This window comes from Paenibacillus sp. FSL H8-0104 (assembly GCF_038050215.1).
GTDB classification, from domain to species: Bacteria; Bacillota; Bacilli; order Paenibacillales; family Paenibacillaceae; genus Paenibacillus; species Paenibacillus amylolyticus.
On record NZ_JBBOTC010000001.1, the window covers coordinates 728,655 to 745,095 of the forward strand.

Annotated in this window: 15 protein-coding genes; 12 read left to right on the top strand and 3 right to left on the bottom strand. The window is 47.9% G+C overall.

Annotated elements, in window-relative coordinates; translation table 11 throughout:
- Positions 1-50: 50 nt before the first annotated feature.
- The 3 genes from NST38_RS03390 (at position 51) to NST38_RS03400 (ending at position 2,547) form a co-directional block, all read left to right on the top strand.
- The gene (locus tag NST38_RS03390) at positions 51-782 is read left to right on the top strand and encodes an ABC transporter ATP-binding protein (protein ID WP_341343778.1); all 732 of its coding nucleotides are present in this window, start codon (positions 51-53) and stop codon (positions 780-782) included.
- A 21-nt stretch (positions 783-803) separates the two neighbouring features.
- Positions 804-2,051: an ABC transporter permease gene (locus tag NST38_RS03395; protein ID WP_076254750.1), complete on the top strand. Its 1,248-nt coding sequence runs from the start codon at positions 804-806 to the stop codon at positions 2,049-2,051.
- 112 nt (positions 2,052-2,163) lie between these two features.
- Positions 2,164-2,547, top strand: a complete 384-nt coding sequence (locus tag NST38_RS03400; protein WP_076254748.1) for a hypothetical protein — start codon at positions 2,164-2,166, stop codon at positions 2,545-2,547.
- A 142-nt stretch (positions 2,548-2,689) separates the two neighbouring features.
- On the opposite strand, the gene NST38_RS03405 is transcribed toward NST38_RS03400, so the two are convergent.
- Positions 2,690-3,958, bottom strand: coding sequence for an NAD(P)/FAD-dependent oxidoreductase (locus NST38_RS03405; protein WP_036668236.1), 1,269 nt, complete (start codon positions 3,956-3,958; stop codon positions 2,690-2,692).
- 213 nt (positions 3,959-4,171) lie between these two features.
- Here NST38_RS03405 and NST38_RS03410 point away from each other — a divergent pair, with 213 nt between their 5' ends.
- The 3 genes from NST38_RS03410 (at position 4,172) to nadE (ending at position 7,454) form a co-directional block, all read left to right on the top strand.
- Positions 4,172-5,848 carry a two-component system sensor histidine kinase NtrB gene (locus NST38_RS03410; RefSeq protein ID WP_179087978.1) on the top strand — a complete coding sequence of 559 codons (1,677 nt, stop codon included), beginning with the start codon at positions 4,172-4,174 and terminating at the stop codon, positions 5,846-5,848.
- 222 nt (positions 5,849-6,070) lie between these two features.
- The gene (locus tag NST38_RS03415; protein ID WP_017690788.1) at positions 6,071-6,505 is read left to right on the top strand and encodes a BrxA/BrxB family bacilliredoxin; all 435 of its coding nucleotides are present in this window, start codon (positions 6,071-6,073) and stop codon (positions 6,503-6,505) included.
- A gap of 139 nt (positions 6,506-6,644) precedes the next feature.
- Complete coding sequence (gene nadE / locus NST38_RS03420) at positions 6,645-7,454, top strand: ammonia-dependent NAD(+) synthetase (protein ID WP_017690787.1); 810 nt, start codon at positions 6,645-6,647, stop codon at positions 7,452-7,454.
- 160 nt (positions 7,455-7,614) lie between these two features.
- Here nadE and NST38_RS03425 read toward each other — a convergent pair whose 3' ends face one another.
- Entirely contained in the window at positions 7,615-8,430 is an 816-nt protein-coding gene (locus NST38_RS03425) for an alpha/beta hydrolase family protein (RefSeq protein ID WP_076254746.1), read from the bottom strand.
- Between the two features lie 250 nt (positions 8,431-8,680).
- On the opposite strand from NST38_RS03425, the gene acpS reads away from it, so the two are divergent.
- Both acpS and mutY read left to right on the top strand, forming a co-directional pair.
- The gene (gene acpS, locus NST38_RS03430) at positions 8,681-9,079 is read left to right on the top strand and encodes a holo-ACP synthase (RefSeq protein ID WP_036668233.1); all 399 of its coding nucleotides are present in this window, start codon (positions 8,681-8,683) and stop codon (positions 9,077-9,079) included.
- 29 nt (positions 9,080-9,108) lie between these two features.
- On the top strand, positions 9,109-10,476 hold the full coding sequence (gene mutY / locus NST38_RS03435) for an A/G-specific adenine glycosylase (protein ID WP_076254744.1): 1,368 nt from the start codon (positions 9,109-9,111) through the stop codon (positions 10,474-10,476).
- Between the two features lie 316 nt (positions 10,477-10,792).
- Here the strand turns inward: mutY and NST38_RS03440 are convergent, their stop codons facing one another.
- A complete protein-coding gene (locus tag NST38_RS03440) occupies positions 10,793-11,404 on the bottom strand; it encodes a superoxide dismutase (protein WP_036614138.1) in 612 nt (203 codons plus the stop codon).
- 420 nt (positions 11,405-11,824) lie between these two features.
- On the opposite strand from NST38_RS03440, the gene NST38_RS03445 reads away from it, so the two are divergent.
- From NST38_RS03445 to NST38_RS03460, 4 genes are all read left to right on the top strand, one after another.
- On the top strand, positions 11,825-12,250 hold the full coding sequence (locus NST38_RS03445; RefSeq protein WP_017690782.1) for a GNAT family N-acetyltransferase: 426 nt from the start codon (positions 11,825-11,827) through the stop codon (positions 12,248-12,250).
- 347 nt (positions 12,251-12,597) lie between these two features.
- Entirely contained in the window at positions 12,598-13,182 is a 585-nt protein-coding gene (lepB, locus tag NST38_RS03450) for a signal peptidase I (protein WP_076254806.1), read from the top strand.
- Between the two features lie 171 nt (positions 13,183-13,353).
- Positions 13,354-15,234, top strand: coding sequence for a tRNA epoxyqueuosine(34) reductase QueG (queG, locus tag NST38_RS03455; RefSeq protein WP_076254742.1), 1,881 nt, complete (start codon positions 13,354-13,356; stop codon positions 15,232-15,234).
- 15 nt (positions 15,235-15,249) lie between these two features.
- Positions 15,250-16,281: an HD-GYP domain-containing protein gene (locus NST38_RS03460; RefSeq protein WP_076254740.1), complete on the top strand. Its 1,032-nt coding sequence runs from the start codon at positions 15,250-15,252 to the stop codon at positions 16,279-16,281.
- Positions 16,282-16,441: the final 160 nt, after the last annotated feature.

Consider the following 16,441-nt stretch of genomic DNA (forward strand, 5'->3'; position numbering starts at 1 on the left):
AAAACATAAAGAATGAAATAAACACCCGATTAGAACAGGGAGTGAATGATATGGGAACGGAATATAACAGTACAACTATACAGGAGTCCATATTGGACGTACATATTACAGAGGCAGGATACGAGCCGGGACAATCGACTATACGCAATATTCGGATGAATGTGGCGCGAGGAGAGCTGGTAGGTATTATCGGACCAAATGGTGCGGGCAAAAGTACCACAATCAAAACGCTTCTTGGTCTGCTGGAGCATGCGAACTATGAAGTGACGATTGGGGGAGATGGTCGTTATGCCTATATCCCGGAGCAACCGGTTTTTTATGAATATATGACGCTATGGGAACATCTTGATCTGGCCGCAGCGGCGTATGAAATGGAGGAAGAAGCTTTTGTTGCCCGAGCGGAGGAGCTGTTGGTTCGTTTCGGTATGGACCATGTTCGAAATGATCTTCCAGCCAGTTTTTCAAAGGGCATGCGGCAGAAAATGATGCTGATGATCGGATTTCTGTCTTCACCGGATATCTATATTGTGGACGAGCCTTTCATCGGACTGGACCCTCGTGCAACCAAGGATTTTCTAAAATTACTTGATGATGAACGTCGCCGCGGCGCGGGTGTGCTTATGTCTACGCATGTACTGGATACCGCTGAACGAATCTGCGACCGGTTTATTCTGATTGCTTCGGGCAGATCTGCTGCCGAGGGAACATTGGATGAGATCCGTGAAGCGGCAGGATTGTCGGAAGCCTCTTTGTTTGACTGTTTCGTTGTACTGACGTCTTAGATAGAGAGAGGGTGAGAGAGAATGGAAACTTCCCAGCGTTATACCCCACTTCGTTTATACAGACGAAGACGTAAAGAGCATTTCAAGGAACAGATGAAAAATCTCAGACTCGTCGTGGATTGGACAGTGTGGGTATACCTGCTTGTTCCGGGTCTGCTCTATCTGATTGGGTGGTACACGAGTCTGTGGACCAAACCACTGCCTGCATGGGCGACAGGATTACCGCTCCCCGTACTGACCGGGTTGATTGACGTCGTTATGCTCACCGGGGGTGTGTTGATATTTGTGGAGGAAGCGGATGTATTGTTTTTGAAATCAAGGCCATTGTGGATGCGCACGTTAATGAGGCAAGGGCTCTACCGGTCCTGTCTGCAACATCTGGGCAAAATGATCCTGATTGCAGCGCTGACCGCTCCCCTGTTGTCCCGTGTATATGAGATGTCGAATCTCCAGATTGCACTTATGGCTGTCTGGTTTGGTGCAGTAGCTTCATTCCAAGCCATAACACTACATATGACAAAGGTTCGACATACAGGATGGCGGCGCTGGATTCAGATGATCCCTCTCGTCATAGGCATAGGTTACATGACCATTAATGCGACATCATGGATGCATGGACAGACGTGGAAAATCAGTTTTGGAATCGTAATTATCATGCTTCTTCTAATTACAGTTGGACAGATGAGGCTATTGATGAAGGGAACGTTTGAAGGGGATGTGCGGGAGGATCTGCGGAGCAGGTTGCAGCTTACAGCTCTAATGTTAAGCCGGGCGGTGAGCAAGCCGAAAGCCCCACGAACACGGTCCATCATCTTCCGTAAACCGCGTAAACTGTTACGTAATCGTTCCATCGCGAATCGGACAGCGGAGATTGCATTCAAGGCATTTTTCCGGAACTCGGCCACGATGAAATTGTATCTGCAGCTTGGCGGACTATCCATCGCAGCAGTTGCCTTACCACCTTTTCCGGTCAATGTCATTGTGTGTGCGTTATTAATCATCATGTTGACGGTGATGTTTTATCGTTCCTGGGATGTTTTTGCCACGTCCGATTATGTTCAGCTTATAACGTATGACACGGAGGCGCTGCATCTTGCAGGTTCAATGATGGTTCGGATGTTGTTCATCCCGATTGGTATTCTTATGGGATTCACGCTGGGGTTGGCCTGGCTCGGCTGGATCGTCGGTATTCTGACAGCTGCAGGTGCGGTGGCCTTCGGACTCTGTGTCTTATCTATTGCCAGCTGGGTCCGGCTGACCCGGGCCTAAAGGAATTCCTTTCTAATTCGGAGCATATCGTGCGCTATATCTGCCCATGCTATAGAAGAAGAATCTCGTCTATGGATGATGAGAGATTAGCTGTAGCAAGGAGGAAGAGACGATGATGGATAATAGCGAACTACAGGTGCATTTTTCAGACGGTTCAGCGTTGAATGCCGCAAGGGCAACCTTGGAGGAATTGGGATATAAGCCGTATCAGTCCGGCCCGCTGGAACTGTACATCCCCACAGATCGCCAAGATCCTCAGTCTGCCGTAGAGATTGCACAATCTCATGGAGGAAGTGCCGTATTTGCCTCGCAAACGGAAGAGCTGGATCAGTTTCAGAATATATCGATTCCGGCTCATCTCGTGAATGAAGACTGGCATGAGGGTTATGCGAGCCAAAACCAGGGAAGCCAGACGGAGCAAGGCAGACATAACTATAGCGATGATCCGGCATACGATGATTCGGCTGATGGATTCTCAGGCAGTGTGAAAGCATAGAAGCATCACAAGCTAAGAGCAGTTCGAGCCAATTTTTCTAAAATGGAACAATACCCAAAAACCCCGATCGTCCACAGATGTGGATATCGGGGTCTTTGGCATCTGAGCTAATTCATCATGCGCTTAAAGTGTGTAATACCTATTATGATGTAACGTGTTTATATTCTGCTGCATGCATGCCAGCCGTGTATCCTGTGGAGAATGCAGCGGTGATATTATACCCTCCGGTGTAGCCGTGAATATCCAAAACTTCACCGCAAAAGAATAGTCCAGGCAGCAGCTTGGATTCCATTGTTTTTGGGTATATCTCCTTTAAGTGGATTCCTCCCCCAGTAACAAAGGCTTCTTTAAGTGATCTCGTTCCGTCTGCACGGAAGGTAAAAGCTTTCATTAGCCCACATAAGTTGCTTAACATACCTTTGGGGAAATGGTGGAACGTGAGGTCATCGCTGATCTCTGCCCGTTTCATCATTAAGGGAATCATACGTTCAGGAACCCATGTTTTTAAAATATTTTTGACAGCTTTGCGGGACTCTTGTTCCAATACTTGTTGCACCTGTGCTTCCAATGCACCTAAGGACAGCTCCGGGAACAGATCAATGCTCATAATGACCTGTGGGTTTCCAGACTTCATCTGAACCTTGCGGATAAATTGGCTGCAGCGCAGTGCAACCGGTCCTGACACGCCAAAATGCGTGAAGATCATATCCCCGCGATGAGAGATGACTGTTTTTCCTTTGGCATCTACTACGGATAGAGCGATATCCCTTAAAGACAAACCTTGCAGTTCTTTGGACTGAATCCAACTCTCTCCAGACACAATGGGCACTTCGGTCGGATATAACTCCGTTATCGTGTGACCCGCAGCCTCAGCCCAAGGATAACCATCTCCGGTAGATCCCGTTTGGGGTACGGACTTGCCGCCGGTAGCGATGATGACAGAGCGCCCAAGAATGGTTTTACCGGATATCAATTTAACACCTTGTATCTGCTGACCATTCTGAATAATTTCCTTGACCGGTTCTTTGGTGCGAATCTCAACGCCGAGGGAGACAATTTTGCCAACCAGCGCATCCACAACTGTTTTCGCTTTATCGGTTACAGGGAACATTCTGCCGTTGTCTTCTTCTTTCAGGGCAATTCCGAGATTCTCGAAGAAACGCATGATTCCCTGGTTGTCCAAATTTTGAAACGAACTATATAAAAAGCGTCCATTACCCGGAATATGTCGGATGAGTTCATCCGTTTCCTTGGCGTTGGTTACATTGCATCGACCTCCGCCAGAGATGCCGAGTTTACGACCCAGTTGATCTCCTTTATCCAGCAGAAGCACGGAGGCTCCATGCTCAGCAGCAGCAACGCAAGCCATCAGGCCCGCAGATCCACCGCCAATTACAATGACATCATACATATGTTATTACCCTCTTTTTTCATTGATTTTGTCTGTTTTACGTAAAATGTGTCTACTCCTGGCTTTTTCTGAAATATAATGGAGTTATGAGCAGTTCTATTGTGCAGTCTTAAGGGATATATTGTAATATACTGTCGCCTATGTTTTAATCAGAAATACATGAGGGAATGTGCAGGCAGAGGAGGAGATGGCATTGTGGTTGCGTTAAAGGACATGCTTTTACAAGTACTGCTGGCAGGGTCGGCGGTATTTCTGATTCCCTTATTCCGTCTGGCACTCTCCAAGCGGGTTATTGCCAGAATGGAACATGCCGGAATCGTTCATACCAGTTTTGCTGTGACAAGTGCCCTGAGCATGTTATTGTGTCTGCTGTTTGCGCTCTATGCAAGCCCGGTGGCCGTACCCATATCATTAAGCATCGTACCTGTGATACTTGTTATTTTGTATTGTAAGTCCGCTATAGGCGTAACGCTGTCCATTCTACATATTCTCTTCTATTTTCTTTTTGCGCATCCCTATGATCTGTACGGATTTCTCCTTCATACGGGCATTCTTCTCTATCCTATTGTATGGTTGTCTGCCAAACGATTCAAGCATAATACACCTTCACGCAAAATGGCGATCCTCATCATCCTGATTACAATGGAACTGGTTGTAACGAGTCTGTTATGGATCGCATCCCTCCAGAATGAATCCACTTACTCTGCGACCTACATGATACTTACAGCACTTGGATATACCGCTGGAGCCATTGTTGCGGGTAGTCTGAGTCTGCTATGGCTGGAACGGATGAAGCACTATCGCGGGCTGGAACAGCATCTCTCGGAAGTCCACCACCGATATATAGCCGAAACGGAGAAACTTCATCAGATTCTGAACGCAGTGCCTCTCTCCATTGCCACCGTAGATAAACAAGGCACAGTGATGTTTGTCAATGAGATGATGGAGCAAACGGCAAGGGAGCAGCTACCTTGTACCTCCACGCCTGATCTCATTGGACAGCCTGCCAGTCAATTTGTTGAACAAGGTCAGGCGGACAAGATGGATAAAAGCATTCGCAGAGCCGTCGTTCATGGTGAGATTAGTGGGTTGACCGTTCGTTACGGTGCATACGTATTTCAATCCCGAACCGTACCGATTTATGCCTTTTCAACAGAGTCTGCGAGAGAAGTTACAGGAGCCATGCTGATTATCCAGGATATCACGGAGCTTGAGATGTTGCGAAGTGAACTGGATAATGTGGATCGTCTTAGTCTGGTGGGGCAGATGGCTGCAAGCATTACGCATGAGGTGCGTAATCCAATGGCGGTTGTGCGGGGTTTTCTTCAACTCATGCAGGAAAAGAGTCCTGATTCCCTCGATCACTATTACCGGATCGTTCTGGAAGAGCTGGACCGGGCCAACAGTATCATTAATGATTTCTTGTCTTTGGCTCAGAATCGTATTGCCGAGAAAGAAGAATCCCAGCTGCACGATATCATACATGAACTGAGTCCGTTGTTATGGGCGGATGCGAACCTGCGTGGTCAGAGTATTGAACTCATGTTGGCCCATAATGTGCCGAAGCTGCATCTCAATTCTAAGGAAATCAAACAGGTGGTGTTGAACCTGGCCCGTAACGGGATGGAAGCCATGAATGAGAAGGGTGTGCTTACGCTGGAGACACGGATAGTGGATGATAAGGTGGAACTGTGTGTACGTGACACAGGACCTGGTCTACCCAGAGTGAAGAAGGAAAAGCTGTTTGAACCTTTCTATACAACAAAAGCCAAGGGAACCGGACTTGGATTGTCCATGTGCCTGAGTATTGTGGAACGACATAATGGAACCATTACTGTGGAATCGGAGGAAGGCCAGGGCACGACCTTCAAAGTAGCATTTGAACGTTAGTCATTCAGCATATTTTGCCAGACATTGAGACATAATATTATGGAAGAAGCCTTTCCGCAGGCGGTTTCTGAATCTTGCTTTCATTGCTTATGGATGTATAATAGGAATAGCACATCATTACATCCATAATGTTCGATATGAATGTAACGTTGTTTTGGAGAGTTTATTGGCCTTTAATTTTATCGAGATCATAGAACAACCATTTATAAGGAGTGAAACCGAATGTCGATGTCATTTGATCAATACATGAAAGATATGGTTCAACCGATGCGGGATGATTTAACTCGTCTAGGAATCCAGGAGTTGCGTACTCCTGAAGAAGTGGAAGCAAGTCTTCCGGATGCAAAAGGAACAGCGCTGGTTGTCATTAACTCTGTCTGCGGATGTGCCGCAGGTCAATGTCGCCCAGGTGTGTCCCAAGCACTGCAGCACGATATTACACCTGATCACCTGTACACTGTATTTGCTGGTCAGGACAAAGAAGCAACTGCAAAAGCACGTGAATTCTTTGCACCGTATCCTCCATCTTCACCGTCCATCGCTCTGATGAAAGACGGAGAACTCGTTCACTTTATCGAGCGTCATCAAGTGGAAGACCGTTCTGCAGAGGATATTGCGGCTGATCTCAAAAGTGCATTTGACCGTTACTGCCGTTAATTCGCTCCAATAGAACGCCCCGCCCTTCGGATCACCGATGCCGGGGCGTTTCATTTTGGATAGATAAGGTTATTGAACCATTCGGACCTTTCAAGCTGAACATCAAATTTCATTCATTTAGAAACGGGGTGTGTGAACGATGAGTTTGCAACAACAGATCATCGCTGAATTGAAGGTTAAACCAAGCATTAATGAAGAAGAGGAAGTACGCAAGCGTGTTGATTTTCTGAAGACGTATGTGAAAAATGCGGGTGCCAAGGGTTTGCTGATTGCGATCAGCGGCGGTATTGACAGTGCAGTGGCTACGGCGCTTTGCAAAAAAGCGACGGACGAGCTTACGCAAGAGAACAACCAAGAGTACAAAACGCTTGGTGTGTTCCAACCTTATGGTGAACAATCCGATATCGATCACAGCTACGCTGTAGCCAAAGCATACGATCTGAAGCATGTCGTGGAAACCAATATCGAAGATGCAGTTAACGAGATTGCGCTGGAAGTTGAGCAAGGTTTCAAATCCTTGGGTAGCCCACGTCATATGACTCACCAAGGCAAAGGTAATGTCAAAGCGAGAACTCGTATGGTTATGCAATATGCGCTCTCGTTTGAAGAGAACCTGCTCGTGGTAGGTACGGATCATGCATCCGAAGCCATCACGGGCTTCTATACCAAATGGGGCGATGGTGCTGTGGATATCACACCACTGAGCACCCTGAACAAACGTCAGGTACGCCAGCTGGCAGCATATCTGAACGTGCCACAGGCTGTTTTGGACAAAGCACCATCGGCAGGGCTATGGGAAGGTCAGACGGACGAAGATGAGCTGGGAATCTCGTATGAAGCGAACAGCGACTATCTCGAAGGCAAACAGATCGATCCGGCTGCACAAGAGCGCCTCGAAGCGTTCTATACGCGCACACATCACAAACGCAATGCCATTCCTGGTATCTAATACGGGTGGATGAGCATGATCGTTATAAGCTGTTAACACCAACATTGAAATAACGTCCCTCTTAGGGAATGCAAAAGAGTCACTGCTCACGCAGTGACTCTTTTTGTTATGTGGAACGAGAAACCGCAAAAATCCAGGTGACTACTATATTAAAGATGTGTTAGCTATTCCAGTCTTTGATCTGTTGCAGGGTTTGGGTGATGGCTTGCTCCAGTTGCGGAGTGGTTTCTTTAAATGGGTGTACGGTATTAAAGGTATGGTTCCCATCAGGAATCTGGTGCCATGGGATATCAGGGCGTGCTTGCACAAGTGCAGCAGAACCGTCCCGCAGACGCTGGGGATCTTCTGTTCCCTGAATGAGTGCGACTCGCAAAGTTGAAGAAGCCAAGCGGTCAAGGATAGCGTAACGTTTGCTATGCTTGTCCAGGTCTTCCAGAATAGCCACGTCCAGTGGCATCTGCTGGCCTGTTCGTCCGTTAACGACATGGCTGCGGCCATGTGTACGCATTTCTTCTTTTTGCTCCGCTGTGAAGAGATCCAGATTGGTTACGCCATTCCAGGAGATGACACCTGCCACCTGCTCGGGATGATCCAGTGCATAGACGAGACTTACGCCCGCACCGCGGCTATGACCAACCAGGTATACAGGAAGTCCACTGAGTTCAGGTTGTGTAGCCACATGTTCCAATACCAGGGCCAGATCGGCAAGCTCCCGGCTGTAGGTATTCATTGCGAACTTTTCAAGTTCAGAGAATTGCTCCAGATATTCGCTGATACCGTTGTGAGAGAAATTAAAGGTAAGCACATGATGCGTCTGGCTTAGCTGTGCAGCTGCATAGGGGAACATGCCCCAGTCTTTGAAGCCTTTGTATCCGTGAGACAGAACGATGACACCTTGAGCGGGTTGTTGTGCAGGGAAAAAGTCTCCGCGAATGATCGCATCTACGTCAGTGGGCAATTCAAAAGTTATGGGCATTATTCAGACCTCCTAAGAATTTCAGACGATTCCTGATTCATATTTTAGCATATATGGTAATGCGGATAGGTACTCGCTTCTGATCGCCCCTCCTGCTACAATAGAATACGTGTTCGGAGAGTTACGGATCATGTGATTGAATGGAGATCTTTTACAATGAAGGTTCAAAAAGAGCGGTTTTCAGTACCGAGAAGATGGGACTTTTTGAATAACCTCTTACAGTATAAAAGATTAAGCGGGTGAAGCGTTGATGATATATGGCATAGGTAATGATGTGCTGGAGATTGGACGTATGCAGAAGCTATTGTCCGGTCGCCATGCGGAAGCTTTCATAAAACGAATTTTAACGCCAGCAGAGCAGGAGATCGCGGTTCGTCGAGGGAAGCGGATGACGGAGTTTGTATCCGGTCGATTTGCAGCGAAAGAAGCGGTGTCTAAGGCATTTGGCTGCGGTATTGGTGGTGTCATGGGCTTCACTGACATTGAGGTGCTACCTGATGGGACAGGACGTCCAGTGGCCTCGCTGTCCAGTCAAGCCTGGGAACGTCTGCAGCTGCCATATGATAAGCAATATGACATTCATTTGAGTATTACACATCAGACGGAATTGGCAGCGGCCTTTGCGATCGTGGAACAGATGGAAAAGTAGTTAGCTTGGCAATAGGAGAGGACGGAAATATGGGTTTACAGGAACAGAAACAACATTTCAGCGTGAATTTGCTGGACTGGTATATGGTCAACCGACGGGATTTGCCGTGGCGTCGCCACAACAATCCGTATTTTACATGGGTATCGGAGATTATGCTTCAGCAGACTCGGGTAGATACGGTAATTCCGTATTTCAATCGTTTTATCGGAAATTTCCCGACCGTGCAAGCGTTAGCGGAGGCACCCGAAGAGGATGTGTTGAAAAATTGGGAGGGACTCGGTTATTACTCCCGTGCACGTAATCTTCAGGCAGCTGCGAGACAAGTCATGGAGCTGCACGGAGGCGAGATGCCGCAGGACAAGCCGGCTGTCTTTGCATTAAAAGGGGTGGGCCCGTATACTGCCGGGGCCATTCTCAGTATTGCCTTCAACCAGCCGCAGCCTGCGGTAGATGGCAATGTCATGCGGGTACTGTCCCGATACTTCCTCATCGATGAGGACATTATGAAGGGCAGCACCCGGGTGTTGATGGAAGAGCTCGCAGGAGAGCTCATTCCGGAAGGGCGGGCGCGTGATTTCAATCAGGCGCTGATGGAGCTTGGCGCGCTGGTGTGTACACCCAAAGCGCCGCACTGCCTGACTTGCCCGGTCATGGAGCAATGTTCCGGCCGCATCGCCGGAAGAGAGCTTACACTGCCGGTCAAGACCAAGGCGAAGCCGCCGCGCCCTGAGCAGCGGCTGGTCGCCATTGTGGAGGGCCGCGGTGCTCATCGCGGCCAAGTGCTTGTGCGCCAGCGCCCAGACACGGGCCTATTGGCCCGCATGTGGGAGCTGCCGCATGTGCTCGCGGCGCCCGCCGCAGTGAGCAAGAAGGCGGCGCCGCTGGCGGATGAGCCGGCCATGGCATTGCTGGCCGGCAGTCTATGGGCGGAAGGCTTCGCTGCCCGCCCGGAAGGGCTGGCTACCCATGCGGAGCATGTGTTCAGCCACATTGTCTGGAGCCTGCAGGTGTACAAGTGTACCGAGCAGGACCAGAGCAGTGAGCTTCCGCTGATCGCAGCGGAAGCCAGAGCCGCCTACGATGCACAGGCGGCAGCAAGGGAGGGCACAGCCTCATCATCAGCTGTGTCACCTGAGTCAGACACAATGCATCCATCGGAGCCAGACACGCCTAATGCGCAGAACATCTCAACATCACTTAACGATGGAGAGATGTTGATGTCATCATCTGACGTTAGTGACCTAGCACTGAGTACTACGACACTGACAGGTAAAGGCGATGGCTTGACCTACCGCTGGATCGGTCCGGAAGATATGGATAAGATGGCATTCCCGAATATCTTCCTGAAGCTGATCAGCAGTTATTTTGCTGGTGCGTATGATCAAGTGAATGATTAAATGGGGGAGCTAACGAACTCCAGAGGTCTTATCATGTGGATATACCACAATTATGAATTCTAACGAACCTGAGTGACGTTATCATAGACAAATCAACCCAAAAGTGCGCATCAAAACCCATATTTGGGGAAAGAGCTACTCTGAGATTCGTTAGGTTAGCGATACGATGAAATATGGAGCAATAACGTGTCCTGGGTTCGTTAGAAATAAAACACCCATTAACTATAACTATAGTGGTAGCAAAAAGAGAGCCTGATCACGGTCACGACGACCGAATCAGGCTCTCTTTTATGTTAACTGTTGCATGCTAACAGTCTTATTTTGCAGAAGCGTAACGTTTGTTCACTTCATCCCAGTTGATTACATTCCAGAAAGCGGCGATGTAGTCAGGACGTTTGTTTTGGTAGTTCAGGTAGTAAGCGTGCTCCCATACATCCAGACCCAGAACCGGAGTCAGACCTTCGAAGAGAGGGCTGTCTTGGTTAGGTGTGCTAGTGATGGACAACTTGCCATCTTTACCAACTACGAGCCAAGCCCAGCCGGAACCGAAACGAGTTGTAGCTGCTTTAGCGAAATCTTCTTTGAATTTATCAAAGCCACCCAGTTCGCTATCGATAGCTGCTGCGATATCGCCTGTAGGAGCGCCGCCGCCGTTAGGTCCGATGATTTCCCAGAACAGGCTGTGGTTAGCATGTCCACCACCATTGTTGCGAACCGCTGTGCGGATGCCTTCAGGTACGCTGTCAAGGTTAGCAATCAGATCTTCCAAGCTTTTCTCTTGCAGTTCAGGAGCGCTTTCCAGAGCTGCGTTCAAGTTAGTTACATAAGTATTGTGATGGCGATCGTGGTGGATTTCCATCGTTTTTGCATCGATATGTGGTTCCAGTGCGTCGTTAGCGTAAGGAAGTGCTGGTAATTGAAAAGTCATAATGAAATACCTCCTGAGATTTTAGGTTTTTTTGAAAACAGGTACATATGTAATAATACCCTTGCCACTAATATTAAACCGCATTCGAGCTAATTAAGCAACATTTTTGTTTATTAAGTCCCCCGAGGCGTTGATCTAATGATGGGCCAGAGATAACAAACATATTTTACCCTTTATGCAACTATTTATGTGTTTTCAGGCGTTTAAATGGATGGAAATTTTAATATCCGTATGTAAACGGTTACAATTAAGCGCTTTCAAAAGAAAATGCGTGTTTTATGGAGAAAAGTATGGTTTAATTGACGAAGAAGCGGTATTTTCTCGTTTTTTGTCATTATATGAACATTGGGTTTTTGGTAAAAAGGGATTCCCTTTTTGTAAAAAACCTCATCTAAGCTAACGAAAAGGGAGATTTAAGACATGCACGTTCGTTCCTTTCAGTTGAGTGATGCAAGCCAGATGACGGAGCTTCTCCAGGTTGCACTATCGGAAGAATGTTATGAGAACACGATGGGCCCGTTTGCCCGTCAATTGTCATGGGATTCTGACCTGATCATGGTTGCGGAAGAAGAGGGAGACCTCGTAGGCGCTTTGATCGGTACGATTGATCACAACCAGGGTTGTATCTACCGTATTGCGGTACATCCAGACTATCGTCGCCGTGGAGTCGGCAAAACACTTGTCGAGGCTATGGAACAGCGGTTCCAGCAGCGTAAAGTCAGCCAAGTATGGGTGGCGGGTGATGAGCACAACAAAGTAGCCATGCCTCTATATGAAGCAATGGGTTACGGTGCCAATCAGATTATGAGCGCTTTCCAGACTCTTAGTATTTTGTCCAAAGCTTAGTTTGCATGTTTAAAAAGAAATAAAAAAAAGATTTTCATTTCATATTAGGCATATCTCTTTAACGTGTAAGAACGTGAGGGATGTGCCTTTCTATTTATATGAGTGTTCTTCACGTCATATTCCTCTAGTTTCCTCATTTTCTGAACATGCTTCGGAGTCCCTGAATTCTATTTAAATCACCCTGACTATCCCGGCTGTATTCACGATAACCAAGGTATTGGTGCTCATAACCAATTGTTTCACTCTCCCAAATGGAGTAGACTGAAAGGGAGTATGGTTACCATATTACAAGTTTAATTCAACTATTTAATAAATGAGGTGTCCCTTTGAATTCCAATAATCATTCAATGGAACATGTGACTTCCGAGCAACGTAATGAACCGTCAAAGCCTGAACAATCGGGGAAATCCTGGGTTGTCGAGCTGTGGGACTGGGTCAAAACGATTGTTGTTGCTTTTGTAATTATGATGCTGCTGAACCTGTTTGTGTTTAATCTGTCAATGGTCAAGGGACAGTCCATGCAGCCGACACTGGTTGAGCGAGATCGCCTTTTCGTCAACAAAATCGTATACCATCTGGGTAATCCTTCCCGATCAGATGTGATCGTACTTCGTGATCCAAGCGAAGGTGTGGAGAAGAAGGGTTTTCTGGTGAAACGGATCGTTGGACTTCCGGGAGATACAATTGAAGTTAGGGATCACCATCTATATGTGAACGGCGAGCAACAAGCGGAAACGTACACCGATATTGAGGTGCAGGACCCAGATTTTGGCCCAATCACCTTGGAGCCGGATCATTTCTTCGTGATGGGGGATAATCGTCATGAAGGCAAAAGTAAGGATAGCCGAGTGTTTGGCAGTATTACATCCGACCAGATTGTAGGCAAAGCTGAATTTATTTTCTGGCCGTTTTCTGAATTGAAGAAATTGTAAAATGCTTACAGGACAACAACTTCAGACTGCATTTTGCGTTAAACCATATAGACTCGTTCCGTTTGAATTCAAGTATGTAAGGCATATATAGAAATTAACGCCTGTCCTCTTACCGTGAGGCGGGCGTTCACTATTTACGGAATAAGTGTCGGAAGAAGAGAGGGAAGAGAAATGACGAGCGTACAGACCGGGGCAGCACAGGATGCCTCCGTATGGGAGAAGTTAAAACAGGAGATCAAGGCAGCTGGCCCCGGACTGGGCATTGATGATATCGGTTTTGCTTCGGCTGATCCCTTTGTTTCCCTGAAGTCGCTGCTGGAGCAGTCGCGGGATAAAGGGTATGCTTCAGGTTTTGAAGAGCCGGATATTGAAAAAAGGGTGCACCCCGCCTTAAAAGATGGTGAGCCCGCTTCACTTATTGCAATAGCCGTGGCATACCCATCCAAAATGGTGAATCCGCCGAAATCGGAGCCTGGTGCGTATCGAGGCATTTTTGCCCGTTCGGCTTGGGGTCAGGATTATCATCAGGTCCTGCGTGCAGCGATGGACAAGTTGGTCAATTTTATAAAGGAACGCGTACCTGAAGCCATGATCGAAAGCATGGTAGACACCGGAGCATTGGTGGATCGTGCGGTGTCCCAGCGTGCGGGGATTGGTTTTAGCGCCAAAAACTGTGCCATTATATCACCAAAATTCGGTTCATGGATTTTCCTCGGGGAACTGGTAACAAATATTCCTTTTCAACCAGACACACCTGTGACCGAAGACTGCGGTGAATGTACAAAATGTATCGATGCCTGTCCTACAGGAGCATTAGTGGGGCCGGGGCAGTTGAATGCACAGCGTTGTATTTCTTTTGTAACCCAGACGAAAGGGTTCGTGGATGAAGAATTTATGCTGAAAATAGGTAACCGTCTGTACGGTTGTGACACGTGTCAGATTGTCTGTCCGAAGAACCGGGGTAAGAACTGGGATCACCATCCCGAGTTTCACCCCGATCCGGAGATTGTGAAGCCACTCCTACTGCCGCTGCTGGACATCGGTAACCGGGAATTCAAGGAACGTTTCGGTCAGAGTTCCGCCGCTTGGCGGGGCAAAAAGCCGATTCAACGTAACGCCGTTATTGCCCTGGGCAATTTCAAAGACAAAAGTGCTGTACCCAAACTTACAGAAGTACTAAAACGTGATCCGCGCCCCGAGTTGCGGGGAACCGCAGCTTGGGCGTTAAGCAGAATTGGAGGAGAAGACGCCATGAGAGCAATTGGGGAAGCTGCCGCTAACGAACAAGATGGGAACGTACTAAGCATGCTGCAGAAGGCCGAGGAGCGACTGAGTTCGTCCGAGACCTTACCCAAACAGCCACAGGCTGGGCAAGTGAGTGAGAAGCAGCCAGAGGAACAGAACAACGAGAACAATGCCTTACGTGCGTTACAACAGGATTTGAAAATGGAAGCCGGGATTGAACCGGGTAGTGAGCAGTCTGCACAGCCTGCCAAACCGGAAGCCGCAGCGTGGAAACCTTCAGCCGTTACGGGTCTTCATGGCAAGCCCGTATACTACGATGAGGTACTGACACCGATTGGTACTCTTACGTTATGCGCGACGGATGAAGGGCTGTGTCACATTGATTTTGGCGCCTTTCACGTACGCGAAGCTCATCTGCAACAATGGGCCCGCATCTGGATTGGCGAGTATCGATATGAGAAGAATGAAGAGAAGCTCAGCGAAGCTGCAAAGCAGTTAAAGGAGTATTTTGCAGGGGAGAGAAAAACGTTCGACTTGCAGCTTGATCGGCTTGGAACACCATTCCAGCTACAAGTATGGGAAGTTCTGTCCGATATATCTTATGGAGAGGCCTCATCACACCAACAGGTTGCGGAAATCATCGGCAGACCCAAGGCTGTTCGTGCAGTTCTGGACGCCATTAGCAAGAATCCGATTCCGATTATTATTCCCTGTCACCGTATCAGTGGTAAAGACGGTACCCTGGTGGGTTATGTAGGCGGTCTGCAAACCAAGGAGCAATTGCTCGCATTGGAGCAGCTATCGTAAGAGCGGGGGACGTTCATGAAGTATGTAAACGTGGAGAGCGTGGAAGCGGGAGAGCTTCTGGGCAAGACGGTATATTCCAGTAACGGCACGGTATTGCTGTCTGCCGGAGTCCAGCTCACCGTATACATGGTCAATACGCTGAAGCGTATTGGCGTGACCATGTTATACATCCAGGATGAAGCGTATAAAGATGTGGATGCAGAAGACATTCTGGATGAAACCACGAAACGGGCAATAATTAACGAAATGAGTGTCACACTCGAATCCATTCGATCCGGGAAAGACTGGAGTCCGAAAAAAGTTGCCCTCAGTATAGAGAAGTTGCTGAATGATGTACTGAACGGGCGTGAAATGCTTGTGCAGCTCACCGATATTCGTACCAAAGACAATGCACAGTATGTTCATGCGATGAATGTATGTTTGTTGTCTTCGGTCATCGGACTGAATATGGGACTCAATTATAATCAACTGAAGGACCTTGCTGTGGGGGCATTATTGCATGATATTGGCAAAGTGGGGGAACCTCCTGGCAGTGGCTCTGCTGCAAATTCTTCGCTGCACCATACATGGCTTGGATTCGAAGTGATTAAGAACAAACGGGAGTTCAGTCTGTTGGTCGCCCATACAGCCCTGCAACATCATGAGCATGTAGATGGTACAGGCATGCCGAGAGGGATCAAGGGGAGTGACATTCATCTGTTTGCGAGAATTGTTAGTGTGGCTAATATCTATGATAATCTCATTAATGGTTTATCCAAGGACAGTTTGATGCCACATGAGGCCTGTGAAGAGATGATGGCGTTATCTGGTACAAAGCTGGATCGGGACATTCTGATTGAGTTCAATAAGAGTGTATCCGTGTATCCCAATGGTACAGCGGTACGACTGTCCACCAAAGAGACTGGAGTCATTGTGCGTCAACATCGGGGATTGCCCGGCAGACCTGTAATCAGGGTGGCGCGCGGAAGTACGCGTTATTCTCTGGATGTGGTTGAAATCGATCTGGCTCAGCATACAACCGTTTTCATTGAAGCTGTCATGACGTAGCTTGTGTGCGGTTCAACTGGAAAATCCGTTTGCTCAAGGCGTGCGGAAATGCTATGATACTTTCAGGAAATCCGGTCTGTGTCAGGTTTGCAACTTATGTGTCGAACATCATGAAGTGACACGGATTATCAGGCTTTTTAGAATGCATACAGAGGTGTCT